18 protein-coding genes are annotated in these 24,415 nt (G+C 68.5%); 9 read left to right on the forward strand and 9 right to left on the reverse strand.

The window, feature by feature from the left end:
• Positions 1–31 precede the first annotated feature (31 nt).
• On the reverse strand, positions 32–1,000 hold the full coding sequence (locus ACLQ2X_RS12880; protein WP_425681234.1) for an aldo/keto reductase: 969 nt from the start codon (positions 998–1,000) through the stop codon (positions 32–34).
• 57 nt (positions 1,001–1,057) lie between these two features.
• Between ACLQ2X_RS12880 and mgrA the strand changes: the two genes are divergently transcribed.
• The 3 genes from mgrA (at position 1,058) to ACLQ2X_RS12895 (ending at position 5,034) form a co-directional block, all read left to right on the forward strand.
• Positions 1,058–2,047 carry an L-glyceraldehyde 3-phosphate reductase gene (gene mgrA, locus ACLQ2X_RS12885; RefSeq protein ID WP_425681235.1) on the forward strand — a complete coding sequence of 330 codons (990 nt, stop codon included), beginning with the start codon at positions 1,058–1,060 and terminating at the stop codon, positions 2,045–2,047.
• Positions 2,048–2,238: 191 nt separating this feature from the next.
• On the forward strand, positions 2,239–4,497 hold the full coding sequence (locus tag ACLQ2X_RS12890) for a DUF4153 domain-containing protein (RefSeq protein WP_425681236.1): 2,259 nt from the start codon (positions 2,239–2,241) through the stop codon (positions 4,495–4,497).
• Between the two features lie 48 nt (positions 4,498–4,545).
• The gene (locus ACLQ2X_RS12895) at positions 4,546–5,034 is read left to right on the forward strand and encodes a DUF1772 domain-containing protein (protein ID WP_425681237.1); all 489 of its coding nucleotides are present in this window, start codon (positions 4,546–4,548) and stop codon (positions 5,032–5,034) included.
• 70 nt (positions 5,035–5,104) lie between these two features.
• Here ACLQ2X_RS12895 and ACLQ2X_RS12900 read toward each other — a convergent pair whose 3' ends face one another.
• Positions 5,105–5,566: a hypothetical protein gene (locus ACLQ2X_RS12900; protein WP_425681238.1), complete on the reverse strand. Its 462-nt coding sequence runs from the start codon at positions 5,564–5,566 to the stop codon at positions 5,105–5,107.
• On the reverse strand, positions 5,541–5,939 hold the full coding sequence (locus ACLQ2X_RS12905) for a PadR family transcriptional regulator (protein ID WP_425681239.1): 399 nt from the start codon (positions 5,937–5,939) through the stop codon (positions 5,541–5,543). Before ACLQ2X_RS12905 ends, ACLQ2X_RS12900 begins: the two co-directional genes overlap by 26 nt.
• 295 nt (positions 5,940–6,234) lie before the next feature.
• Between ACLQ2X_RS12905 and ACLQ2X_RS12910 the strand changes: the two genes are divergently transcribed.
• The 3 genes from ACLQ2X_RS12910 to ACLQ2X_RS12920 all read left to right on the forward strand — a co-directional run bounded on the left by ACLQ2X_RS12910 (position 6,235) and on the right by ACLQ2X_RS12920 (position 8,803).
• Positions 6,235–6,627 carry a hypothetical protein gene (locus ACLQ2X_RS12910; protein WP_425681240.1) on the forward strand — a complete coding sequence of 131 codons (393 nt, stop codon included), beginning with the start codon at positions 6,235–6,237 and terminating at the stop codon, positions 6,625–6,627.
• On the forward strand, positions 6,624–7,361 hold the full coding sequence (locus ACLQ2X_RS12915) for a DUF2637 domain-containing protein (RefSeq protein WP_425681241.1): 738 nt from the start codon (positions 6,624–6,626) through the stop codon (positions 7,359–7,361). Before ACLQ2X_RS12910 ends, ACLQ2X_RS12915 begins: the two co-directional genes overlap by 4 nt.
• Positions 7,362–7,519: 158 nt before the next feature.
• Positions 7,520–8,803 carry a hypothetical protein gene (locus ACLQ2X_RS12920; protein ID WP_425681242.1) on the forward strand — a complete coding sequence of 428 codons (1,284 nt, stop codon included), beginning with the start codon at positions 7,520–7,522 and terminating at the stop codon, positions 8,801–8,803.
• 75 nt (positions 8,804–8,878) lie between these two features.
• Here the strand turns inward: ACLQ2X_RS12920 and ACLQ2X_RS12925 are convergent, their stop codons facing one another.
• The 6 genes from ACLQ2X_RS12925 to ACLQ2X_RS12950 form a co-directional block, all read right to left on the reverse strand.
• Positions 8,879–10,705, reverse strand: a complete 1,827-nt coding sequence (locus ACLQ2X_RS12925; protein ID WP_425681243.1) for a hypothetical protein — start codon at positions 10,703–10,705, stop codon at positions 8,879–8,881.
• Positions 10,706–10,928: 223 nt separating this feature from the next.
• Complete coding sequence (locus tag ACLQ2X_RS12930; RefSeq protein ID WP_425681244.1) at positions 10,929–11,765, reverse strand: hypothetical protein; 837 nt, start codon at positions 11,763–11,765, stop codon at positions 10,929–10,931.
• Complete coding sequence (locus tag ACLQ2X_RS12935; protein WP_425681245.1) at positions 11,762–15,820, reverse strand: AAA domain-containing protein; 4,059 nt, start codon at positions 15,818–15,820, stop codon at positions 11,762–11,764. The genes ACLQ2X_RS12930 and ACLQ2X_RS12935 overlap by 4 nt, the downstream gene beginning before the upstream one ends.
• A 337-nt stretch (positions 15,821–16,157) precedes the next feature.
• Positions 16,158–16,652 carry a hypothetical protein gene (locus ACLQ2X_RS12940; protein WP_425681246.1) on the reverse strand — a complete coding sequence of 165 codons (495 nt, stop codon included), beginning with the start codon at positions 16,650–16,652 and terminating at the stop codon, positions 16,158–16,160.
• A complete protein-coding gene (locus ACLQ2X_RS12945) occupies positions 16,646–17,020 on the reverse strand; it encodes a hypothetical protein (RefSeq protein ID WP_425681247.1) in 375 nt (124 codons plus the stop codon). Before ACLQ2X_RS12945 ends, ACLQ2X_RS12940 begins: the two co-directional genes overlap by 7 nt.
• Positions 17,017–19,425, reverse strand: a complete 2,409-nt coding sequence (locus tag ACLQ2X_RS12950; protein ID WP_425681248.1) for an AAA family ATPase — start codon at positions 19,423–19,425, stop codon at positions 17,017–17,019. Before ACLQ2X_RS12950 ends, ACLQ2X_RS12945 begins: the two co-directional genes overlap by 4 nt.
• Positions 19,426–19,574: 149 nt before the next feature.
• Here ACLQ2X_RS12950 and ACLQ2X_RS12955 point away from each other — a divergent pair, with 149 nt between their 5' ends.
• The 3 genes from ACLQ2X_RS12955 (at position 19,575) to ACLQ2X_RS12965 (ending at position 24,404) form a co-directional block, all read left to right on the forward strand.
• On the forward strand, positions 19,575–21,611 hold the full coding sequence (locus ACLQ2X_RS12955; RefSeq protein WP_425681249.1) for an SAM-dependent DNA methyltransferase: 2,037 nt from the start codon (positions 19,575–19,577) through the stop codon (positions 21,609–21,611).
• Positions 21,612–21,631: 20 nt separating this feature from the next.
• Complete coding sequence (locus ACLQ2X_RS12960) at positions 21,632–23,248, forward strand: N-6 DNA methylase (protein ID WP_425681250.1); 1,617 nt, start codon at positions 21,632–21,634, stop codon at positions 23,246–23,248.
• A 61-nt stretch (positions 23,249–23,309) separates the two neighbouring features.
• Positions 23,310–24,404, forward strand: coding sequence for a hypothetical protein (locus ACLQ2X_RS12965; protein WP_425681251.1), 1,095 nt, complete (start codon positions 23,310–23,312; stop codon positions 24,402–24,404).
• Positions 24,405–24,415: the final 11 nt, after the last annotated feature.

A 24,415-nucleotide genomic window follows, 5' to 3' on the forward strand; every position in this document is an offset into this window, starting at 1 on the left:
CCGGCTCCCCCACGCCGGGGAGATTCCCGGTTCACCTCCCGAGTCGGGCGCGGAGCATCCGGGGCATCGCGGCCAGGCCGGTGACCGGGCGGAACGCCCGCGCGGCGGCCACCAGGGCGGCGTACTCGTCGTCGGTCAGGTCGATCTCGGCGGCGGCGGCGTTGCGTTCCATCTGCTCCACCCCGGACGCGCCGGGGATGGCCACCACGTTGGGGTGCCGCAGCACGTACGCCAACGCGATCTGGCTCGGCGTCGCGTCGTGCGCGTCGGCGACCTCGCGCAGCGTGGCGATCAGCTCGGTGCCGCGTTCCAGGTTCTCCGGCAGAAAGTACGGGTTGGCCCGGCGGACCGCCCCGGCCGGCGGGTTGGTGGCGTCGTAGCGGCCGGAGAGGAACCCCTGCGCCAGCGGGCTGTACGCGATGACGACCCGGCCGGCCTGCTCCGCGTACGGGATCAGGTCGTCCTCGGGACCGCGGTCGATCATGCTGTAGCGGACCTGGTTGCTCAGCACCCGGCGGCCCAGCGCGGCCTCGGCGAACCGCCACCGGCGCAGGTCGTAGTTGCTGACACCGACCTCACCGACCAGCCCGACGTCCTGGAGGATGCGCATGCCGCGCATGGTGGTGGTGTCGGCGACCACCGGGTTGGCCTGGTGCACCTGGTAGAGGTCGATGGTGTCGACGCCGAGCCGGGCGGCGGAGGCCACCGCGCGCTGCTGCACCACCGGGGCGACCGGCAGCAGCGGGAAGATCTTGCTGGCCACCACGACCTTCGCCCGGTCGTCGCCGAGCGCCGCGCCGAGGATGCGCTCGCTGCGGCCGAAGCCGTACAGCTCCGCGGTGTCGAACAGGGTGACCCCGAGGTCGAGCGCCCGGCGCACGATGTCGGCCGCCCGGCTCTCGTACTCGGGGCCGTAGCCCCACTCGCGGGAGCCGAACTGCCAGGTGCCGAGGCCGATCTTGGAAATGGGCTTGGGGGTGTCGAGCCGCACGTAACGCATGGGGCCGAACGTACCCGCGCCGGTGCGCACGCACTCCGGCGACGAGAGAATGAGCTGGTGACCTACCTCGCCAGTGACGACCGCTACCGGTCGATGAGCTACCGCCGCAGCGGCCGGAGCGGGCTGCGGCTGCCCGTCGTCTCCCTCGGCCTGTGGCACAACTTCGGCCCGGACCGGCCCTTCGAGCGGCAGCGCGACATCGTCCGCCGGGCCTTCGACCTCGGCATCACCCATTTCGACCTGGCCAACAACTACGGTCCGCCACCGGGGTCGGCGGAGGAGACCTTCGGCCGGTTGCTCGCCACCGACCTCAAGCCGTACCGGGACGAGCTGGTGATCTCCAGCAAGGCCGGCTATCTGATGTGGCCCGGCCCGTACGGGGAGTGGGGCTCCCGCAAGTACCTGATCTCGTCGCTGGACCGGTCGCTGCGCCGGCTGGGGCTCGACTACGTCGACATCTTCTACTCGCACCGGTTTGACCCGGACACCCCGCTGGAGGAGACGATGGGTGCGCTGGACGCGATCGTGCGCTCCGGCCGGGCGCTCTACGTCGGCATCTCCAACTACGACTCGGCGCAGACCGAACGGGCCGCCGGGATCCTGCGCGACCTCGGCACGCCGTTGCTGGTCAACCAGCCGTCGTACTCGATGCTCAACCCTTGGACCGAGGACGACGGCCTGCTGGACACCCTCGACCGGGTCGGCGCGGGCTGCGTCGCGTACAGCCCGCTGGCCCAGGGGCTGCTCACCGACCGTTACCTGGGCGGTGTGCCGGCCGACTCCCGGGTACGCACCAGTGTGTTCCTCGACGAGAGCGACCTCGACGAGACGACGATGACCACCGTGCGAGCGCTCGCCGGGGTGGCGGAGCGGCGGGGTCAGAGCCTGGCTCAGCTCGCGCTGGCCTGGGCGTTGCGGGACCCGCGGATGACCAGCCTGATCATCGGCGCGAGCAGCGTGGCGCAGCTGGAGGGCAACGTCGCCGCGCTGGGTAACCTCGACCTCGGCGACGAGGAGTTGGCCGAGATCGGTCGCCTGCTCGGCTGAGCGGCCGCCGTCCGGGCGCCGACTGTGGACGCGACCACGCGCCCAGCCGTCGGCACACCGGTACGCCCGCAGGCTCGGAACAGGCGATCCGCGCCGATCGGTCAGCCCGGGCGGCCGAACGGACAACCGGGGCGGCGGCACGCCTCGACTCGGCCCTACAGTGACGGCCAGCCTGCAGCAAGGAGTGCGCCTTGTCCGATTCGGTACCGCCCTCGAAGCCGCCCCGCGTCGACCCGCCGGACGGTCCGGGCACCGGCGAGGCGCCCGCCGTCCAGCCGTACGTGCTGATGCTGCCCACCGGGGAGGGCGCGCCGACGCCGGTGCCGTGGCCCGGCGCGCCGGGGCAGCCCGCCTGGGCGATCCCGGTCACCGTGCCGCCCGGCACCCAGGGGTACGCCCTGTTCGTGCCGCTGGTCCCGGCTGGCCGCGCTGGCGGAGGCGTCGAGGCAGCCGGCCAGTCCGGGGCGGCCGGCGTGCCCGTCCAGGCGCCCCCGCCTGCGGTGGAAGGCTCCACCCGTGGCGGCGCGCCCGCCCCGGCCGGCGGGAAGCCGGTGGTGGCGCCGTCGGTCGCCGCGCCCGTGGACGCCGTGGCCGGCACCTCCACGTCGGACAGGACCACGGTCGGTGAGTCAACCGACCGCACCGCGCCGGAGGCCACGGCATCCGAGCCGGCCGGCGCCACCGTCGGCAGCGGGGAGGCCGGGCCTGCGGAATCCGCCGCGCCCGCGTCCGCCGAGACGCGGCAGGGCACACCGCAGAACGCCCCGGCCGGGACGCCGCAGGGCGCACCGGAAGCCGGCGGCCGGCCGCCCGGTGCTCCCGGCATGCCGGTCGGGCCGCCGCCGCCCGCCGGGTGGGGACCACCGCCGACCCACCCGGCCGCCCGCCCGTGGGGCCCTTACACGATAGGACCGGCACGACCGGCCGGGCCGCCGCCGCCCCGCACGTCCTTCCTCGGCGTACCGTGGCCCGGCCCGACGTCGGCCGGCGGTCGCGCCGTGCCGCTGGCCGTGCTGGCGGGCGCGCTCGGCAGCGCGGTCTTCGTGCCGTTGGGCCGGGTCGGCATCGGCTGGTTCCTGGGCGGGCTCACGCTCACCCTCGCAATACTGCTGGCGGTCCGGGCCAGCACGGCGGGTCTGCCGCGCGCCGACCGGCTGATCCGCACCGGCTGGGCGGTGGCCGCGCTGGCGCTGCTGGCCGTGCCCGCGTTCCGCAACGCCTGGTGGCTGGTGACGTTCTGCGTGCTCGGCGCGCTGGGCTGCGCCACCCTCGCGATCGTCGGTGGGCGGCTGATCCGCTCGATCCTGTTCGGCCTGGTCGCCACCCCGTTCGCGGCGCTCCGCGGCCAGCCCTGGGTCCGCCGGCACGTCACCTCCTCGCCCCGGCAGGCGACGGTCCGCAAGGTGACCGTCTCGCTTGTCGCCACCGTGGTGGTACTCGTGGTCTTCGGCAGCCTGCTCGCCTCGGCCGACGCGGCGTTCTCCGAGGCGCTCGGCGCGCTCGTACCGGAAACCGACTTCGGCAGCGTCTTCGGCGGGCTGTTCCTGGCCGTGGTGGGCGGGCTGATCGCGGTGGCCGCGCTCTACACGCTTGCCGCGCCACCGGATCTGTCCACGCTGGACCGCGCCGGTGACCGCCGGTTCGGCCTGCTGGAGTGGGCCCCGGCCATCGGGGCGCTCACGCTGCTGTTCGCCGGGTTCGTGGTGGTGCAGTTCACCGTGCTGTTCGGCGGTCAGAAGCACGTGCAGCGGGTCGCCGGCCTCAGCTACGCCGAGTACGCCCGCAGCGGCTTCTGGCAGTTGCTCTTCGTCACGCTGCTCACGGTGGCGGTGCTCGGCGGGGTGAGCCGGTGGGCCCGGCGGGACAAGCCGATCGAGCGGCTGGTGCTGCGGGTGCTGCTCGGGCTGCTCAGCGCGCTCAGCGTGGTGATCGTGGCGTCCGCGCTGTCCCGGATGTGGACCTATCAGAAGGTCTACAGCTTCACCGGAGAGCGGATCTTCGTGATGGCGTTCGAGATGCTGCTCGGCGCGGTCTTCCTGATGGTCCTCGTGGCCGGCATCCGGTGGCAGGGCCGGTGGATTCCCGGCACCACGCTGGCGCTGGCGGTGGCGATGCTGCTCGGCCTGGCGGTGCTCAACCCGGAGGACTACGTCGCCCGCCGCAACACGCTGCGGTACGAGCAGACCGGCAAGATCGACGCCTGGTACCTGCGGGCGCTGTCCGCCGACGCCACACCCGCGCTCAGCAAGCTCCCCGATCCGGTACGCCGCTGCACGCTGAGCTGGATCGCCGACGAGCTCGCCGAATCCGACCCCTGGTACGCCTGGAACCTGGGCCGCCAGCGGGCCCGCGCGGCACTGGACCGGGTGGGCCCGGCGGCGGTCGGCGGCCCGAAGGACTGCCGCCGCGCCGACCAGTTCGACCTGCCGAAGACCCGCAGTACTCGTTGACGTGCTGTCCCGGGCTCACGTCTGGCCGGATGACGGTTTGATGGGCACATGCGACTCCTTCACCAACTGACGCTGATCGGGGCCACCGTCGGGGCCGGGCTGATGGCGGGCCTCTTCGCCGCCTTCGCGTACGCCGTGATGCCGGCGCTGCGCGGCGCGGACGACCGCACCTTCGTGGACGCGATGCAACGGATCAACGTCACCATCGTCAACGGCTGGTTCCTGCCGGCCTTCCTGGGTACGCCGGTGCTCGCCGTGCTCTCGGCGGTGCTGGCCTGGCGCGGCGCGGGCCGCCCGGCGCTGCCGTGGATCATCGCCGGGCTCGCGTTGTACCTGGCGATGTTCGTCGTCACGGTGGCGGTGAACGTGCCGTTGAACGACGCGCTGGCCGCGGCCGGCACCTCCGACCCCGACGTCGCGCGACAGCGGTTCGAGGCCACCTGGGTCACCTGGAACGTGGTCCGCGCACTGGCGGGCACGGCCGCGTTCGGCGCGCTGTGCTGGGCGTTGGTGCTCGCCGGCCGGGCGGCCGCCTGACCGGTTCCCGCCCCGCCGGCCGCTCCGACCACGTTCCGTCCATGATGGACCGTGACGGTCCCCCGGCTGCTCAGCCGGACGCGGTCACCGACCAGCGGCGGGCCAGCGCGGTTGCCGCGAGGAAGGCAGCGAGCACGAGCGCCGCCTCGGCCCCGATCGCCAGTGGGGTGAGCGGGAAGTTGAGCGCCCAGCCGAGTGCGACCGCCGCGGCGATCCCGGCGGCGAGAGCGGGCGGCAGCAGCAAGGCCATCCGCGCGACGGTGTGTCGGACGCGGGGCGCATCGCGGAGGACGACGCGCACGGCAAGGACCGCACCGCCGACGACCACCGCCGCGACGCCGCCGTAGAAGACGCCACCGGGGTCGGAGCCGAGAAGCTCGGCGGGATCGAGCCCGTCGGCGGCTGCCGCGTCGAGCTCGGTCCGCAGGTCGGAAGCCAGGGCTGTCCGGTCGCGACGGTGGATGCCGAGAGCGCGCCACTCCCGGTCCACGGCGGCGAGGAGGGTGTCAACGTCCGACGTCGACGTGCTCATGGTCGTCTCCTGAACTTGGTGGACGGACGGCGAGGGTCTGGTTCACCACGCCGGCGAAGTGGGCCCACTGTTCGCGCCAGGCGTTTAATCGATCATGGCCGGCGTCGGTGAGCCGATAGACCCTGCGGGGCGGGCCACTGGGACTGGCCTGCTGCGCGTTGTCGACGAGCCCCAGGCGGTGCAGTCGGGTGACCAACGGATAGACGGTGCCGTAACTGACCGCTCCGAATCCGGCGGTGTCGAGCCGGCGGACCAGCTCATAGCCGTGCGCCGGCTCGGCGGCGAGCAGCGCGAGCAGGCACATGTCCAGGCAGCCGCGCAGCAGCTGGGCCTGCCGGTCGGCCGAATCGTCCGGCTGATCTGCCGCTATCATGCGGCACATATTACCGCCGGTATTATGCGGCGTCGAGTACCCGCGGGGCGGTTCATCGTCCGCCGGCAACCGCAGCCGGGACAGCCGGGTCACGCTCGCTCGGCTTGGCTGCTCAGTCAGCCCCATCAGTTGCTACTTCTGCCGCCGGGAACGACGAAGGGCGCTCGCCATTTCTGGCGAGCGCCCTGTCGCGAAAGGTGGGCCGGAGGTACCACCATGCGAACCACACCGCCACGATCGCCGGTGACCCACTCCCACTGACTTTGCCCAGCTCACGGGCACCGGGCGGTGCCCGATGAACCCGGCCCAACCGTCCGACCCGCCAGTGCGGTTCGCCGATACGGAAGAGATCAACCCGTTCCAACTCCTTCTCGATCTTCATGATCATGCCGTCGCTCGGACGCCGGGAACCGGACTCGATGACGTCCTGACGGAGCTGGCGTTGTCCGCTGCGGTTGTGTCCTGGTGGACTCGCTGGCAACCTTCGGTGATCCACACCGCGCTGCGGGCGGGCATGGACCTGACGGACATCGCGAAAGCGACCGGTCTCGACGCGGGCGAAGTCGTCGACCGGTGGCGGCGATGGGTCGATGTCCAGACGCGGTTGGACATCGGTGGACGTCCGTCCGTGGACCCCGCCGAGGTTCAGGCCATCGAGCGACAGCTCGGGTCGGGGGTGGTTCGATGACGCCGACCCGGCTTGCCCGAGACGTGAGCACGGTGGCGGTGGCCGGAATTGCTGCCTGGTCGTCGTGGAGTCACATGGTCGCCGTGGCGTTGAGATTCGGTGAGCGTCCCGAGGTTGCCTACGTACTTCCGCTGTCGGTTGACGGGATGCTGGTTGTCGCGTCGGCGGCCATGGTCGAGGACAAGCGCGCCGGCCGGAGGGTGCGCTGGTCGGCCCGGACGGCTTTCGCGGTCGGGGTGGCGGCCAGCGTGGCGGCGAACATCGCCGCCGCCGAGCCGAGCCTCGGTGCTCGGATCGTGGCGGCGTGGCCAGCGGTGGCGTTGCTGCTGGTCGTAGAGATGCTGACGAGATCGCAACCGGCCCCACACAACGACCATCGAACGTCAGACGACACCCGCCCGAAGCAACCGCCGGGCTTCGACGCTACGTCTACGCTGCCACCGCAGTCGCGCCCGTCGGACTTCGCGACTGAGGCGAAGCAAGCTCAGCAGGCTAGGGGCGCCGACGGCCGGACGACGAGTCAGGTGGCGCCGCCCCTGCGGGGAACCGGGCGACGCAGGCGGATGACGGGGCGCGCGGAGCGGACGGCAGACGTCGTAGCCCGGCTGCGTGCCGAGCGTCCCCTGGCCAGCCTGGCGGAGTTGGCTCTGGCCGCAGGCGTGTCCGAACGTCATGTCCGACGCCTTGTAACGGAAACGATTGTGGACGGACAGCCGGCAAAGGGCTCACCTTGACGTGCTGATGACCTTGGAGCGGCCTCCCAAAATTTCGGCTTACCCCTCTCCCGCCTTACGAAATACGGCTTCGGGCCGCAACGGTCGGGACACGAAGAGTGGACCAAAGTCGCTACACTTCCCGGCTGTACCCAACGGCGACGGGGAGACGTGACGCGGTGCGCAAAGCAAATCTGGGCGTGTTCGGCGTAAGCCTGGGCGTCGTTGCCGCCACCATCGGCTGCGGAACCGCACCGGAGGCGCAACAGCCACCAGCCCAAGCGACCGCAAGCGCGCCGAGCGAGCGCCCGACCTTCGACCCGCCGCGCACCTTCGACACGACTGATGCCATCCCGCTACCTGACAGCGCGTCGTTGTCGAAGATCAACCTGGGGGGACAACGCGTCGAGACGCTACCAGTGCTACTCGAAGGGAAGCGCGTCTGGATCTCATCGGTGGACCGGCTGGAAATCGTTGACGTCACCTCCGGCACGGTCACCGGCACGCTGCGACCCGCGCACGAGCCTGCGCTGTCGCCATCGACGCAGAACCCGTTCGTCGGCGGCAACCCCGCCCAACCGCCGGTGCTGGCCGAACTCGGTGCGCAGCGCCGTGTGGTGACGGCTTTCGCCACCACCGCGCCCGGTCAAGGCACGACACCGCCGCGCCCGGTTATCGAAGTCCTCGCCGCTGATGCCGGCACCGGGCATGAGGCTCAACGCATCGAGATCGAGCCCAGTGACGACGACCAGCACACGTTGACCCGGAAGCACCCGGTCGTCGTCGGCGCACACGGCCCCGTGGTCGTCGCCCAGGTCGGCACCGACACCGTCGCCGTGAACCTTGATGATCGACGCGAGGTCTGGCGCCGTCCGGACTTCAACCTCGGTGCCATCGCTAGCGATGTGGCGGTCGGTACCGACGCCAAGAGTGCAGTGGCACGTGCGCTCGCCATCGACAGCGGTGCCGAGCGCTGGCATACCGAGCCGGCAGAGACGATCGCCATCAAGCCGGGCAGCCCGAAAATCGTGACCGCGACCGGAGCGTCGCAAGGCCGCAAGCAGTTCTTCCGCCTCCTCGACGCCGCCACCGGCCGCCTCCTCGACGAGTCACAGGCCACCAGCAGCACCGCCTACAACATCACCTGCCTACACGACGGCCGCAGCGTCACCATCTGCCAGAACCAACGCCAGGACTGGGCAGGCGCCTTCGACGACAGCGGGAAGTGGCTCTGGGAACTACCCGACAAGAAGGCAAACCGCATCGCCCCCACCGTCACGACCGCCTGGCACGGAGCCGTCTACGGCCGCACGGCGAACGGCCCCGTCATCCTCGACGGCCGCACCGGCGAGGACCGGGAAACCGCTCCCGGCCTCACGCCGTGGCTCGTCAACGAACACGCCGCAGTCGCCAGCCCACCGGATGCCAGCGGCGGGATGAAGCTCTACCGCGCCACCAGCTGACAGGTGTACGACCCGAGCCAGCAGTGGATGCTCCAGCCCTCCATGTCGTGTCCAGCAATTAGCCTTCGCGTGCCGTCAGTTCGTCTGCCCGTTCGGTAGGTGCCGGCCGATGTAACCGACATAGATCCGCCCGCTCTGCGCCGTGTCGTCGTAGTAGTGCATCCGAGGGCTGATCATGGCGAACTGGACGATCTTGAAATGGGCTCCCATGAAGGCCTGTCCAACCGGAACGACGGAGGTTGGCACGGGCAGAACGCGCCTACTCCGGAACGTTGGGTTGGTTCGCACCTCCTCGCTTTCATCGCGGGCGTGCCGTCGCATCGGCCATTCGTGGCAGCCATCAGGGGTGTGTTCAAGGAAGCCGTGCACGTCGCGGCCCCAGCGCCCGTCCGCCTTCGCCACTGCATAGTCATGAAGCACCAACAACGCGTCCCACGTCTTCGAAGCCCAGGCTCCCAGGGGGTCGTTGCTGTCGAGGTCCTCAGCGTGGTCAGGATCGCCGGTGAACACGACGTGCTTGAGCTTCGGTAGCCAACGGAGCAACTCGCCGAAGCTACCCGGCCGAGAGACATCCTCATCCGCCGGCTGCGCCGTCCAAGCCACCTCAGCTTGCCCCATCGAGGCCAGCCGATGGCGCAGCGTCCGTACGGTCTCCTCGGACCGGGTCAGAAGGTCGACCGCGTCCCGGTTCTCGATCTGCTCATCGTCCAGCTGCCATTTGACGTCGTGATATGCCTTCTGTGTCTCATCGAGTTCGGCTTGAAGCTGCGCGAGGCGGGATGCGATGTCTTCCTGTGCCTCCTGCGATGACCGACCGACCTCGATCAGACGTACGATTTCGTCGATTCGGTCGACGGAGAGGTCATCGATTCCTACCTTGATCTTCAGGTAGTCCAGCAACATGCCTTGCTGCGCGCTGACGTCATCTTGCCGGCGACCACTCTCTCGCGTCTCGACGGCCGCCGCCTGGGGCTGCGACGGAACGAGCGATGGCCGCTTCGAACCGACGTCGCCGAGCCGGTGCACCAGCATGTCGTCGGCGATACGTTCCAGCATCCGGTGTACCCGCGCCACCGATGCGGGTAGCGGCTGTTCGAGAGCCTGAAGTTGGGCGTTGGAGGCGAGGACCCGCGCGAGTCGGGGCTGTTCGTTGTCGTCGGCGATCCGTTCGGCGCTCAGCACCCGGTGCCGCAGCCCGTCGACGACGGAGTCCGGTTGCACCTGGGAGCGATAGGTACGAAGCCGGCCGGGCAGTACGGCGTGGGCCTGGCCGAGCCGGTCGTTGAGCAACTGTGTGGCCTCCCCGTCCAGCACGTAGCACGAGGCCATGCCGTTGGTGAACCGGGTCAGATTGGCGATCCGGTTAGTCCATGGGACTGACGGCAGCGAGTCGTCGTTGCCTGCGACGAAGACGACGCCTCGTCGCTCGGTGTCGATGAGCGCTCTGTGGACCTCGTCGACTTCGTCGCCGCGGATGACGATTGGTCGCGTCGTGAGGTGTGCGGCACCGTCCCAGGCATCGATGATTTCGAGCATGGGGGCGAGAAAGCGGGGGGTGCCGGCGCGGCGGGGGCGGCTGCGTGGGTCCTCGCTGTCGGGGTCGGGGGATTCGATGTCGACCCAAGCCCACGCCGCACGCTCTCTTGCGTTGGGCGCGTGTACGGTCAGCTGGGTGATCCACTGCCCGTCCGGCTTCGTCTCGACGATCCGTACGCGCGTTGAGGCCGATCCATCCTGCCCCTCGTGCTGCAGTAGGAGGGCCCTGACGTTCTCGCCGATGGTCGCCCACCGATTCTCATGAAGCGCAGACGGATCCCAGCCCTTGACGTCCGCGATCCAGCGGTCGAGTTGTTCCCGTACCAGTGGCTGCAGATGGTTCCGTTCGCGGTGGGTCGTGAACACAGACCTGAAACCGAGCATTGCGCCGTCCCGAGGGGTTACAGGCGAGAGGGCTGCGCCGAACGCGTCGCCGCACTCGCTCGATGCGGCCCCGCTGACCTCCGTCTGCTACTCCAGCACCTGGTCTTGGTTCGGAAGCTGGAGTAGCAGCGGCGGTGTCGAGGTCGGCATCTGGACAAGGAGAGGTCAATCCGCTTGCTTGCTGGTCACCGAGATGAGCTGTTGATCATGGTGCGGATTCCAGGTCATTGAGGAGCGCGTGTACAGGTGCCCAGCACATCCGCACCGTGTCCAGATCGGGCACGAGCCCGTAGTCGATCTGGTGGCGGGGGTGGACGAAGTTGCGGTAGTCCCGGACCTTCTCCATGAAGTCCTTGGCGTCGGTCTGGACCCACTTCTGTCGGTGCGCGTACTCGAGGAGCAGGTGAAGGCCCGCTCGTTCGGCCCGAACCCGTCGGCCGTTCCGGTCGACCAGGCCGCTCCTGCGCACGGTCTCGTCGCGGTCAGTCACCACGACGTGCAGCAGGCCTTCGACGAAGCTGCCGATGCCGATGATCGCCAGTGCGTAGGCTCCGTTGTTCTGGCAGATCGACGCTTCGTCGGCGCGGGCCATGAGGATGTCGGTCGCCTTGCTGTTGGGGGATAGTCGTCGCACCCGCTCGTGGAGGTCCGGCGGCGGCCCGTACAGGGGGACGTCGCTGCTCTGGCTGATCTGACCGAGCACAGGGCGCCCGCCGACGTAGGTGATGGTGAGCTGCTCGGGAGCCAGAAGGCGGTTCAGCTCTTGCGCGATCGGTTCGGCGGCCTCGACGCCGCCGTCGTACTCCAGCGGATCGCCGATGCGACAGAGCAGCCGGTCGAGGGCGGCGGCGTCATGGGCATGGGAATTGAGTACTTCTGTCAGCCAGGGGATGCGCGGAGAGCCGTCGTACTGCGGATCGCCAGGCCACCGGACTCGGTGAAGGAACCGCTCGATCTGCGTACCGGTCCGCTCGTAGGGACCATCGACGTCGCAGATCAGGCGGGCGACGCGTTCCAGAGTGAGCGGGTCGAGGGCAATCATCGGGATACCTCCCGGTCGGCGCGCTGCTGCGCGATGTCGAGTGCTTCGGTCAGGCGCTGGAGGATGATTGAGCCGCGCTTGCGGAAGCCAAGTTCGCTCATGGCCTCCTGGAGGCGCTCATCCCGATCACGCTGAAGCTGGTCACTCACCAGCCAGGTGCAGATCCGTACCAGCTGTTCCCGCGTGTAGTCGGTGATCCGCAGACCGATCGGCACGTCGGGGCGTGGGCCGCGGCGGGTCGCCGGCGGCGCCGGTGGCTGATCGGGCCGGCGTGCCGGCGGTATGGGGTGGCTCCTCGCGGCGTGGTTGGCGCGGTCGACCGCCTGCTTCCAGCGGGCGATGAGTCGGACTGTCTGGCCTGCCGGATCCACGTACCAGTCGGTCGACCAAATGCGGTGGAACTCCCACCCGAGGCGCTCGAGGTGTTGCTGGCGCAGCCGGTCCCGGTCCCGGGCGCTGTGTGCCTGGTGGTACGAGTGACCGTCGGTCTCCACGGCGAGGACCATGCGGCCGGGCTGCTCTGGGTGGGCGAGGGCCAGGTCGATGCGGTAGCCGGAGACGCCCCACTGCGGCACGGCGTTGATGCCCTGCTGCTGGAGAGCCTTCAGGACGCTGCGTTCGAGGCCGTTGAGCTCGACCCCGGTGTGCTGTCGCGCGCCGAGGTCGCCGCCTAGGTCAACGAACTCCAGGTAACGGCGGAGCAGTTCGGGCCCGCGATTCCGTGTCGCTGCGGTCTGGTTCGGGTCCATATCGTGATGGGAGAAGGCGCTCACCACGGTCATCCGACTCCGCGCTCGAGTGACCGCGACGTTGAGGCGCCGCTCACCGCCCTCCTGGTTGAGCGGTCCGAAGCGCAGCGGAAGTCGGCCGTCTTGAGTCTTGGCGTAGCCGATGCTCAGGATGATGGCGTCCCGCTCGTCGCCCTGGACGTTTTCCAGGCTCTTGATGAAGAACCGCTGGCTCGCGGCCTGGTCCTGCGAGAAGAAGTCGTCGAGGTGCTCGTGCTCGCGGCGTCGGCTGCGCAGGGTCGCTTCAATCCGCAGGGCGTGCTTCTGCCCCATGGTGATGACGCCGAGGCTCTCGTCTGGTCGCTGCTCGGCGTGCTCGAGGATCAGCTCGACTGCTCTGTTGACCTCCTCGGTTGATGAACCGCCCTGCCCGGGGGAGACACGGCCGTCCACCGTCTCCAAGCGCAGCGGACTGCCGACCTGGACGCCAGGGAACGTGACGAGGGAACGGTTGTAGATCTCGACGTTCGAGAATGCGATCAGGCGCTCGTCTCGGCTGCGGTAGTGCCAGGTCAAGCGGTACCGGTCCGAGATGAGGCCACCGAGGACGTCAAGAACGGACTCGTAGTCCTCGAGGCTCTCGTCGCCGAGATCATCGTCTTCGCCAGCCGGGCTCTGCTGAACGAGGCGCCGGAAGAACGGCGTGGGTGGGAGTTGCTTCGGGTCGCCGGCCACGACGAGCTGGGTGCCACGCATGATCGAGGCGACCGCGTCGTGCGGCTCGATCTGGCTCGCCTCGTCGAAGATCACCATGTCGAACGACCGCTCGGGCGGCAGGATGCGACTGACCACCAGTGGTGACATGGCCCAGCACGGAAACGCGGCGAGGAGCACCTCCGGTGCGCTGCTAAGCAGCTTCCGAAGAGAGAGGTGCCGGCTCTTCTTGGCCGCCTCCCGCCGGACGAGGCCGTTCTGGTCGGGATAGGCGTCTCGAGCCTTCCGGAGGTTCACTGCCACGTTGCGGCGCACGTGCCGGGCGGCCATCTCAATGTGCCGGCTGTCCGCAGCGCGGAAGTCCTGGACCACCGTGGCATGCTGCTGCCCGACGAACTGACCGAGGTACGGGACCCGCATGCGCATCTCGTCGAGGACCACCTGCAACCAGGAGCGCAACAGGGTGTCGGCTGCCTCGTCGCTCGAGACCTGCCGGGTGGCCAGGTCGTCGAGCATGTGGCTCAGCCCTAGCGAGCGGAACAGCTGCTGCTGCTTGTTCAGGTCGGGCATCAGGAACAACGTCTCGCGGTCGGCGTTCAACTCAGCGAGCGTGTTGGCCGCGGTCGTGGTGGCTCCACGCTCAAGGCCATCGATCCGGGCACATGCCGCCACCGCAGCGAGGTGGTTACGCACCTGCGTGAAGGACGACATGCACAGGTCGGCGCCCGCCAGAGCAGTGGGTGCGCTGTCTTGACGGCTGAGCTTCCGCCACCGCTCACGCTGGTCCACTGCGGCGACCAGGCCCTGGTACATCTCGGATCGATTCCGGGGAGCGGCCGGACAAGTCCGCCGCAGCTCGCGGCGCAGTTGGAACCGGCGGAAGATCCCGAGTGGCTCCGAACGGCGCGGCCGGGATCGCCCAGGTGCCGTCGCATAGACGAAGTCGTCCAGATCCGGGCCGAAGACCTGCTCGCCGTAGCTGGCGATGGTGCGGTCGACCTCGCTGAGCAGGTCAAACAGATCCTTCCACGCAGCGAGGTCGTCCGGCACGTCCAGCCCCGCTCGGTCGACCAAGTCCCGGATCTGGCGCTGTGCGCCCTGCAGGGCACCGGCCGCGAGTTCTTCGAGATGCACCAGCACCTTGCCGACATCGTCTGGGGTGCGGATGACGGCCTTCGCCCACGGCGACTCCCCGCGCCAGATCCTCAGGCCGCCACGATCCACGAACGTCCGAAGGTCCTCCCGCGCGGACTCAAGCCTCGACCGGTCGAGGTTCCGCAGCTCGGATGCGCGCAGCTTGTAGCCGCTGACGTCGCACGTCGGAAGCGCGAGGAGCTGCTCGATGATCTGAAAGGCGCTCACGCCCCAGGGCTGCCGTAACTCGTGCAGCTCGGCCGGATGCCGTTTTGCTACGGCCCGGCGGCTCTGTAGGCGGCGGTGCAGTTCGTCGGTGTCGACGGGTGGTTCGGCGCCGGCTTCAGTGAGGACATTGGCGATGCGTTGGGCGACCTGCCGCTTGCTGATCTTGCGGTCGTGCAGGTCGAACACCAGGTTGTCGAGCCCGACGTCGCCAAGGCGGTTCATCACAGCTTCGATGGCAGCCCGCTTCTCGGAGACGAACAGCACGCTGCGACCCATCGCGGCCATGTACGCGATGATGTTCGCGATCGTCTGACTCTTGCCCGTGCCGGGTGGGCCCTCGATGACCACATGCCGGCCGGACAGCACCGCGTCGATCGCCGACTGCTGAGACGAGTCCGCGTCGTGGACCAGGAACTCGTTGGCCGGATCGATCCGATCGGCACTGGAGCTGGACCCCTGAGCTTGCTCAGTGCGCAGCTGTTGCCGAGCGTCGCGGTCGCCCGCCATCGCGCCGATCACCGGATGTGATGCGAGCAGCTCGGCCGAGTTACGAAGGTCCTTGACCATGGGGAGCTTGTCGAAGCTGAAGACGCCGGCAACCACCGCGGGCTCGAGCCGGAGAGACAGGCCGCTGGGAGCGACTGCCTCGGCGATCAGCTCGTAGGCGGCACTGAGCTGCTGGTCCGGGTCAGCGATCTCGGACAGCATCGCGCTCAGCTTCTCGCCGAGTGCGCTGATATCCGCCTCCACGCCGTACTGCCGCTCCAGCGCGTACAGAAGGACGGGATTGATCTCGGGTGACTCCGACAGCTCCAGCGTGAAGTCGTTCTCCGTCGCCGTCCTGCTGTCCAGCGCAAGCTGCTGCAGAATCAGCGGCGCCCGCAGCGGTTGCATCGGCACGGACCCCCGGGTGTACTGGCCGACCATGCAGAGCAGGCCGCGGCTCACCCAACCTGCCTGGATGCCCTGCTCCTCCTCCAGCTCGACCAGCTTCCGGCGGAGGCTGCGGGCAGTGTTGCAGGCGGTGTTGTGCCGGTCCTGGTCCGGGAACAGCGTCCGTAGGCGAACCTTCTGTCCTCGGAGCAGGTCGGCGACCACGCCGGGAGCCGCGTCAGCGAGATCGAGGGTGGTGGTCTGTCGCTCCTTGAAGTAGAGCAGCGTGTTGCGCGGGCCGAAGTCGATCAGTTGGTCTGCCCACCGGCCAGCGGCCTGTTGAACGAGGTGGAGTACATCCGGTTGGGTCAACAGCATCTCGTCTCCAGTTCAGTCGACGTACGCCAATGCTGATCCGCCGGGCCGTCGGCCCGAGGTAAAGCCCTCCAGGATAGGGCGCATAACACGTTCATCTATGCATCCGATTTCCGACACCCGACGTCATCGGAACGACCTCTCTCAGCAACCTTCACCTCCGCGCCCGGAGCACCGCTGTGCCTTGTCGGCTCATCGAGCAGGCCGAAATGTTGCAGCGCCGCGCGGCTTGACGCAGCTGAAGCCCAACTCGAACAGGTGTTGCGTGGCGCGGAAGAGGCCGTAGCGCGCGACCCTCGCCGGGACTTGATCTTCGACGCATCGATGGGGGAAGTCAGGGTCAGCGGGAGACGGCGGCCGGCGGCTTCGGCGGCTCGTGAAAAAAGTTGGTGGCATCGACGGTGGCACTGACCAGGGCGCACGTCGTCGCGGTGAGGGCGAGCCAGAATGTCACGGTGCTCTTCCAGTCCTCGGCGATCTTCACGGTCACCACTTCGGTGACCTCGGTAGCCTCGGTAGACCGGCTTTGACGATTGCTCGGGTCTGGCTGACGACGCCAACCGAAGCGGGCAAAGAATTTGGCCCAGGTGTGGTTCGACCGGCCGCAGCCGAAGATCACCCCGTTGACCTTTCGTCCGCACCGGCCGCCGTTCTGGGTGGTCAGGCCGCACGTCGTCGGCGCCTTGACGGCAAGCAGCCAGGCCGGGATGGCGATCGCGATCGACGCCGACCAGGCAAGGCTGATGAGATCGAGCGTGACGAGGTAGTAGACGACACCGACGATGGCCAGCGCCTCAACGCCGAGGATCAGCATGGCCTGATCTCGCTTCAGCATGTCGGGGCCTCCGAGTGGTCAAGGAGCGCGACGAGGTCGAGGAGTTCGGCGCGGAGCCGGGTCAGCTCGGCTGCGGTGACGCCGAGTTCGTAGTGGTGGTGGTGACCGGCGCGGGACAGCGCCCACCACAGGTAGCTGGCCCGGCGCCCCAGGTCGGGGTCTGCGTAGTGGGCGAGCAGCAGCAGTTTCGGTCGCTGCACCCGGGTCTGTCCGATCTCGGGGCAGACCCGGGCCCAGTACCGGTCCATCGCTGCTTCCAGTTCGTGGCGAAGTAGCCAGGCGCACGCCCGGGGCCAGGCTCCGCGGGTGCCTCGGATGACGCTGTTGAGCATCCGGTCGGCGGTGGCGAGGTACAGGGACGTCGTCATCGCAACCGCCCCACGAGCGCAGCGGTCTTGGTGACCATCGCTCGGGCGGGCATGCTCCGGTGGCCGTGGACCGCGTCCGCCACCGCTTTGACCGCCCGGGTGGCCTGGGTGCCGTAGTCACGGTCGAGACGAGCGAAGAGCTCCGGGCGGGGTACGAGGCGGGCGAAGAGCCCGAGGCTGAGCCGGTCCTTGACCGTGTGCGCTCGGCTGAGTCCTTCCAGGATCTCCTGGTAGGGCGTGCCACGCCGGTGCTCGGCGGCCCGGTAGCGATCCATGCTCACCGACTCGATCGCGGACCGGCAGAACCCGGCGACCATCAGGTACTTCGCCTCGTCGGGGATGTCTGCGGCGACCAGGGCGCGGGCATCGTCGAGGTAGCGGTCCGCTGGGTCGCAGACCTTGCGGACCTCGACGATCGAGCCCTCGCGGCGAGTGACCTCCCGGACGTCGGCCTCGATGTCGAGGCGGCGGATCGCTTCCGGCAGCCGGTCGTCGTGTGTGAACACGATGACCTGCCGGGTCAGGGCGATCTCCCGCAACACCTCGGCCAGGCCGTCGATCTTGGTGGGGTCCATGCTCTGCACCGGGTCGTCGATGATCACGAACCGGTACGGGCTGGTGTCGGCGCAGGCGCGGGGCAGGAAGACCGCGAGGCCGAGGGCGTGCAGCTCACCCTGGCTCATCACCGCGAGCGCGCTGGTCTCGACGCCGTCGGCGGCTACGGGAAACAGGACCCGGCGGGTGTTGTTCGACCCTTCCATCCGCAGCCGGTGCAGCTCGACGTTGCTCTCCTGCCGCAGCTTCTGCCAGATCCGGTCCGACTGCGCGGCGAAGCTGCCCAGTCGGTCGGCCCGGATCGCCTTCTCGGCGGTGTCGAGGGCCGCACGAGCCTTGGTGAGCAGAGCCAGGGCTGGCGCCTCGGCGCGGGCCACGGCCGCGGCGTCGACCCACCGGCGGATCGCAGCGCCGGGCTCGCGCCAGGCGTCGTGACGCTGGGCGAGCCAGCCGGCCGCCGCCTTCACGAGGGTGGTGTGCGCCGCGACGACACTGTCCCAGGCGACCCGATCGGGGCCGAGGCCGGCGAGAGCTTCGCGCATTGCCGCGCTCTCGCCGGGGATGTAGGGCGCCAGCGTGGCAGCGGCCGGTTCCAGCAGCCGGTGGATGTCGCCGAGCAGCCCATCGACCGTACGCCGGGCGTGCGCGTAAGCCTGCTGGGCCGCGCGTGCCGCCGCGGCGACCGCGGCCATCCTGGCGAGTTCCTCCTCGGCCTGCGTACGCCAGTCCTGGTCCAGGGTCCCGACGCGGCACACCGGGCAAGGGCCGTTCCCACGATCGTGGTGCACGTCGAGCGCGGCCCGCAGCAGCCGAGCGCTCCGATCCGCGGCGCCGCTGTCGGTCGCGGTCGCCTCACGCATCGCCGCCGCAGACTCGGCGAGGGCAACCAGCGCCCCACCCAGGTCGGGCAAGTCCTGCTCAGCGAGCCCTCGTGCGGCTGCCGCTGCAGGTTCCTCCGACGTGGCGGTGTCGCCGCAGGCTAGGTCAGCCAACTGGGTCAGGTTTGCGCGGAGCGGACGGGCACCGAGCGCGCTCAGGGCGTCGCGGGCACGGTCGTCGTCGATGTGGCCGAGCTGTTCGCGCAGCTCGGTGAAGGCCGCCTTGAGCGCCTTGGCCCGGTCGTCGTAGACCTTGCGTCGTTGCTGCAGCCGGGCGTCGGTGTCGCGTAGCGGGCCCAGGCCGAGGATCGGCGCGATCGCGTCGTACAGTTCGGCCGGCTTCGCGGTGATGACCCGTTCGAGGTCGCGGGCGGACAGGAACGGCCGGTACCTGGCGGCCTGACCGACCCACTGCGGCACCTGATCGGGCGGCATCGCGGCGCCGCCCGTGGTCGTCGTGACCGTCGCGGAGGTCAGATCCGTGGCCCCAGCCGGCCAAGTGCGGTGGGTCGTCACCTGCTGGCCGGAGTCGAGCCGAAGGCTGAGGCGGATCTCCGATGCGCCGTCGTGGTGCAGGTTCCGCCAGCCCTCGCGGAAGGCCGGCGGGCGCTGCGCCCAGCGCACGGAATCCTCGGTCAGCGCGTACTCGACGGCCTCGGCGATGCTGGACTTCCCGGAGCCGTTGCGGCCCACGAACACGGTCAGCCCGGTCTTGGGCAGCCGCCCGACCGTGACCTGCTGGCCGATCCCGCGGAAGCCGGCAACACGGACCTCTTCCAGGAATGCCTGCGGCGCGGTGTCGCCCGTCTCACCCGGTTCGGGCGACGGCGGAAGGGCTTCACCTCGCAGTACGTCATTGAGAACCTGCTCGCCTTGGAAGGCGGCAAGAACCAGATCGTTGACCGGGCCGGGCGCCTGGGACCGCTGTAGGCGGTCCACAAGCTCCTGGTAGAGCGTGAGCGTGTCGTTCATCAGACCCCCTGATGTCGTTGGCGCATCGAGGGAACCGCAGATTGGTTGCTTACACTGCCCTACACACTGTTATCCGGGGATAACAGATCCACGGTCGTCTTTCACCGTTCAGAACTCGTACCTTGACCGCCAGAGCGAGGAGGTGAGCAGTGGAGGCGGAGTTGATGTCGCAGCGCGAGATCGCGCTGCTCGCGCGAGTCAGAAAGCCTGCGGTCACGACTTGGCGCCGGCGGCACCCCGACTTCCCTGCGCCCGTGCCGGGCAACCATGGACAGCCCTTGTTTTCCGCAGACGCTGTCGTGGCTTGGTTACTCCGTACCGGTCTCGGCCACGCCGACCCGGACACCCTGCGTGCAGAGCGGTCCATGCACACGCTGGCGGCCTACGCCCGGCGGCACGGCGGCCGACGCACGATCGTTGTCCTCGGCGCCGCGCTCTGCCTCCGCCACCTCGTCGGCCGGGCGCTGCCAGCCGATCCTCTGCCGCTGGCTCGGCGCCTCGATCCCGAAGACGAGTTTCTGCTGCACGAGCTGACCGACGCCCCTGAACCCACAGGGCTCGCCCAACTGGTCGAGCAACTGATCGAGGGTGCCTTCGACCCCTGGCACAGCTGCCAGTTCCTGCTCAGCTCCGCCAACCGCCTCGGCTGGCCCGAGCTGACAGCGGATGCACTCACTCCGGAGACGGTGGCTCTGATCCGCCGGGTGGCCGACGTGCCGACCCGGCTGCGGACCCACCGTGCCCTCACCATCGCCGACGGCAACGCGGGTGTCGGCGACCTACTGACAGCGCTGGTAACTGACCAGGACCGCGACAATCTGCGAGTCAACGCATCCGTCGCCGACGAGGAATTCGCCCGCCTGGTGCGCCGGCAGTTACTCCTCGCCGAGTTGCCCGAGTTCCAGTTCGACGTGCGCGCCAATGAGCTGAACGAGGAGTTCGCCGAACCGGACCTCATCGTTACCCGGCTGCCTTACCAGCCGTCGGAGAACCGAGACGCCCTCGCCGACCTCAACCGGGTCGAAGCGATCGCCGATCTGCTCGGTCCGGGCCACACGGCCATCGTCGTCGGTCCCGCCAGCAGCCTCGTCTACCAACTACGGGACGGGCCAGCGGCGTTGCGCCGATCGGCGCTGTTGAGCAGCAACATCGTCGAGGCAATTGTGCAGCTGCCGGGCGGCGTCTACCCGGCCAGGCCAGGCCACACTGCTGCCCTGTGGGTGCTGACCCGGGATCCGATTCCCACCACCAAGGGCCGCGTGCTACTCGCCGACCTCAGCGGTCACGCGCTTGACCAACCCACTATTGAGTCGGCGGCCGAGGACATCCTCCTCTGGCGCGCCGAGGGGCACCGCAGCGACGGCCACGACCCGCGCACCGGCCGAATCGTCCCACTGGAGAGCCTCGACCTGCGTCGGGCTGCCGCGCTCCGGCCGCCCGGACCAGCGTCAGGAACCCTGCGTGCCCGCCTGGCCGCCGACCGTCCCGCACTCGTCGGCGAGGTCGAGGGGCGTCTCACCGACGCTGAGCAAGAGGCCGTCCGGTACTGGAAGGAGAACGGCTTCCTGAACACTGGTGCGGTGCAGCGCGAGGGAATCAGGCCGAAGGAGCTTTCTTGCGAGGCACTACGAACGGCTCGCCGAATCCGCTCCCTCACCGGGCATCGCCTGAACCCCGAGCATGTCGGACCGCGAGGTCACCATCGGGTACTCGGCGCGGCAGAGGCACTCGGGCAGGGGTCCGAGCGCTGGATGGACCGCCTCACTCTCGCCGCGCAGTATCCGCAGGTCGCCCTCACCGAACCCGGTGACGTCGTGGTCACCAGCGTTCCTCGGTTCGGGGTCCTCCTCGACGACGACGGTTTCTCGGTGATCGAGTTCCCGGCCCGCGGCCTGCGCATCTCTTCTGGCGACCCGCTCACCCCCCGGGTGCTGGCGGCACTCCTGAGTACCGCCAGCAACATGGCACGCAGCCCTGGTGCAGTGCGGGGCCCGACACTGATGGACGCCACGATCCCCGACCTGGCCCGCGAAGAGGCAGCCCGCCTGGACGACGTGCTGCGCCGTCTGGAGGAACGCGAACATCTACTGCAACGGCAGGCCTACCTCTTGGCGACGTTGCGTGAACTTATCGTGACCGGGTTTGCCGATGGCACTCTCACGACTCTGTACGGTACGAACTCCTGAACGAGAGAACGGAACACATAGTGCCCCCACGTAAACGCGCCAACAGCCAGGCCGAGCTGTTCGGTGTGTCGAGCACCAAGCAGATCCAGGACATCCTGTGGAAGGCGGCCGATAAGCTGCGCGGCTCCATGGACGCCGCTCAGTACAAGGAGTTCGTCCTCGGCCTGGTCTTCCTCAAGTACGTCTCAGACGCGTTCGCCGAACGCCGCGCCCAGATCAAGGACAGCCTCTCCGACATACCGGAGAACCGCCGCGCCCAGTTCCTCAACGATCGCGACGAGTACGCCAGCGCCAACGTCTTCTGGGTCCCGGAGATCGCCCGCTGGGACTACCTGGTGGAGAACGCGCCCAGTGGCGTCGGCGAGCTGCTCGACAACGCCATGGACGCGATCATGCGGGAGAACCCGGCGCTGACCGGCGTCCTCCCGAAGATCTTCAACCGGGACAACGTCGACCAGAAACGGCTGAAGGAACTCGTCGACCTGATCAGCGACGCCCGCTTCACCGGCCACGGCAACCGGAAGGCACAGGACGTCCTTGGTGAGGTGTACGAGTACTTCCTGGAGCGGTTCGCCCGCGCCGAGGGTAAGCGGGCCGGCGAGTTCTACACCCCGTCCAGCGTGGTTAGGGTTCTTGTCGAGGTGCTGGAGCCCTACGAGGGCCGGGTCTACGACCCGTGCTGTGGATCCGGCGGGATGTTCGTGCAGTCAAAAAAGTTCGTCGAGGCCCGCGCCGGCCGAGATCACACCCACGACATCGCCGTATATGGGCAGGAAGCCAACGAGCGCACCTGGCGGCTGGCGAAGATGAACCTCGCCATCCACGGCATGGACCCGGTGGGCATCGGCGACCGTTGGGCCGACACGTTCGCCGACGATAAGCATCCGGACCGGCGGGCCGACTTCATCATGGCGAACCCGCCGTTCAACATGAGCGACTGGGCCCGCCACAATACTGACCCCCGCTGGCGCTACGGTGTGCCGCCGCAGAGCAATGCCAACTACGCCTGGCTCCAACACATGCTCTCCAAGCTGGGTGACCGCGGCAGCGCGGGCGTTGTCCTCGCCAACGGCTCGATGTCCTCGAAGCAGTCCGGCGAAGGTGCCATCCGCCGGGCGATGGTCGAGGCGGACCTAGTGGCCTGCATGGTCGCTCTGCCGCCGAACCTGTTCCGCACCACCGCCATCCCGGCGTGCCTGTGGTTCCTGACCAAGGACAAGACCCCGCAGGGCGGGAAGGCGCTGACGGACCGGCGCCACGAGGTCCTCTTCATCGACGCTCGCGCGCTCGGCACCATGGTCGACCGCACCGAGCGCATCCTGACTGACGACGACATCGCCAAGATTGCGGACACCTACCACGCGTGGCGCGGCACCAAGTCCGCCAAGGCCAAGGGCCAGACGTACGAGAACGTGCCCGGCTTCTGCTACTCCGCGAAGCTCGACGAGGTGGCCGCCCACGACCACGTCCTCACCCCTGGCCGCTACGTCGGCGCAGCCGAAGCTGAGGAAGACCCGGACGCCGAGCCGCTCGCCGACCGCATCGAGCGCCTAACCAAGGAACTGCAGGCTCACTTCGATGAATCATCTCGCCTCGAAGCGGTCATCCGAATGCAGCTCGGAGGACTCGATGCCTGATTGGCCGACCAGAACCCTCGAAGATTTATGCGTCCGGGTAACTGTCGGACACGTTGGCTCCATGGCACACGAGTATGTCGAGAACGGCATCCCGTTCCTACGGTCGCAAAACATCAAACGCGGCCACCTGGACCTATCCTCAGTTAAGTACATCAATGAAGATTTTCACCAGCGGCTCGCGAAGTCGCAGCTGAGGCCCGGAGACCTAGCAATTGTACGCACCGGTGAGCCTGGTGCTACCGCCCTGATTCCAGACGATCTCGGGTCGGCGAACTGTAGCGACATTGTCATTGCGCGCCCTGGTCCAGACACCGTCGGACGGTATCTGTGTTACGCAATCAACGCCACCGCACAACAGTTCATCGACGCGCACACGGTCGGAGCCGTCCAGCAGCACTTCAACGTAGCCTCGGCGAAGCGTCTGACCGTGGCCGTTCCCCCGATTGCTGTACAGGAGGCGATCGCCGGTCTACTCGGGGCGCTCGATGACAAGATTGCGGTCAACGACCGCATCGCCACCACTGCCGACTCGCTCATCAAGACGAAATACGAGCAGGCCGTGCAGCATGAATCGCGCCTGGTAGCACTATTGTCGGCACTCCGGTTAACTTTTGGCGCACCATTTCGCTCCAGCGCATTTAACACGAATTCGGTCGGCTACCCGTTGATACGGATTCGGGATTTAACAACGTTTAGCCCACAGGTCTGGACAGAGGAGCGACTGCCTCGCGATTTCCTAGTAGAAACGGGGGAAACTGTAATCGGCATGGACGCCGAGTTTCGGCCAACCTTCTGGCTGGGCGGTGCCGGGCTCCTCAATCAACGGGTGATGCATGCCGCTTCACTCATTGGCGGGGGGCAAGTATTAGCCCGAGAAGCCCTGCGGGCACCGCTAGCTCACGTGGAATCCTACAAGACTGGCACCACGGTGGCACACCTCAACAAGTCAGACCTTGAACGTCTGGAGGTAGAGGTTCCCGCGGCGTCGGCTATGTACATGCTGGAGGAAGAAACAATGCCATTGCACGGCATGATTGTTTCGCTCTCTAGGCAGAATCGAGCCCTAGTAGAGATCCGAGACACATTACTGCCCGAGTTGATGTCGGGGCGGCTGCGAGTCAGGGAAGCCGAGAAGGTCGTCGGAGAAGCGGTTTAGGTGGGTAAACG

The sequence above is a fragment of the Micromonospora sp. DT31 genome, from assembly GCF_049841795.1.
Classification (GTDB): domain Bacteria; phylum Actinomycetota; class Actinomycetes; order Mycobacteriales; family Micromonosporaceae; genus Micromonospora.

Bases quoted from the DNA above. Each gene is read 5' to 3' on its own strand.
- ACLQ2X_RS12895 (WP_425681237.1), top strand. From the start codon at position 4,546: ATGCGACTCCTTCACCAACTGACGCTGATCGGGGCCACCGTCGGGGCC.
- ACLQ2X_RS12880 (WP_425681234.1), bottom strand. From the start codon at position 1,000: ATGCGTTACGTGCGGCTCGACACCCCCAAGCCCATTTCCAAGATCGGC.
- ACLQ2X_RS12965 (WP_425681251.1), top strand. From the start codon at position 23,310: ATGGCACACGAGTATGTCGAGAACGGCATCCCGTTCCTACGGTCGCAA.
- ACLQ2X_RS12940 (WP_425681246.1), bottom strand. From the start codon at position 16,652: ATGCTGAAGCGAGATCAGGCCATGCTGATCCTCGGCGTTGAGGCGCTG.
- ACLQ2X_RS12915 (WP_425681241.1), top strand. From the start codon at position 6,624: ATGACGCCGACCCGGCTTGCCCGAGACGTGAGCACGGTGGCGGTGGCC.
- ACLQ2X_RS12900 (WP_425681238.1), bottom strand. From the start codon at position 5,566: ATGAGCACGTCGACGTCGGACGTTGACACCCTCCTCGCCGCCGTGGAC.
- ACLQ2X_RS12930 (WP_425681244.1), bottom strand. From the start codon at position 11,765: ATGATTGCCCTCGACCCGCTCACTCTGGAACGCGTCGCCCGCCTGATC.
- ACLQ2X_RS12910 (WP_425681240.1), top strand. From the start codon at position 6,235: ATGAACCCGGCCCAACCGTCCGACCCGCCAGTGCGGTTCGCCGATACG.
- ACLQ2X_RS12945 (WP_425681247.1), bottom strand. From the start codon at position 17,020: ATGACGACGTCCCTGTACCTCGCCACCGCCGACCGGATGCTCAACAGC.
- ACLQ2X_RS12950 (WP_425681248.1), bottom strand. From the start codon at position 19,425: ATGAACGACACGCTCACGCTCTACCAGGAGCTTGTGGACCGCCTACAG.
- ACLQ2X_RS12935 (WP_425681245.1), bottom strand. From the start codon at position 15,820: ATGCTGTTGACCCAACCGGATGTACTCCACCTCGTTCAACAGGCCGCT.
- ACLQ2X_RS12905 (WP_425681239.1), bottom strand. From the start codon at position 5,939: ATGATAGCGGCAGATCAGCCGGACGATTCGGCCGACCGGCAGGCCCAG.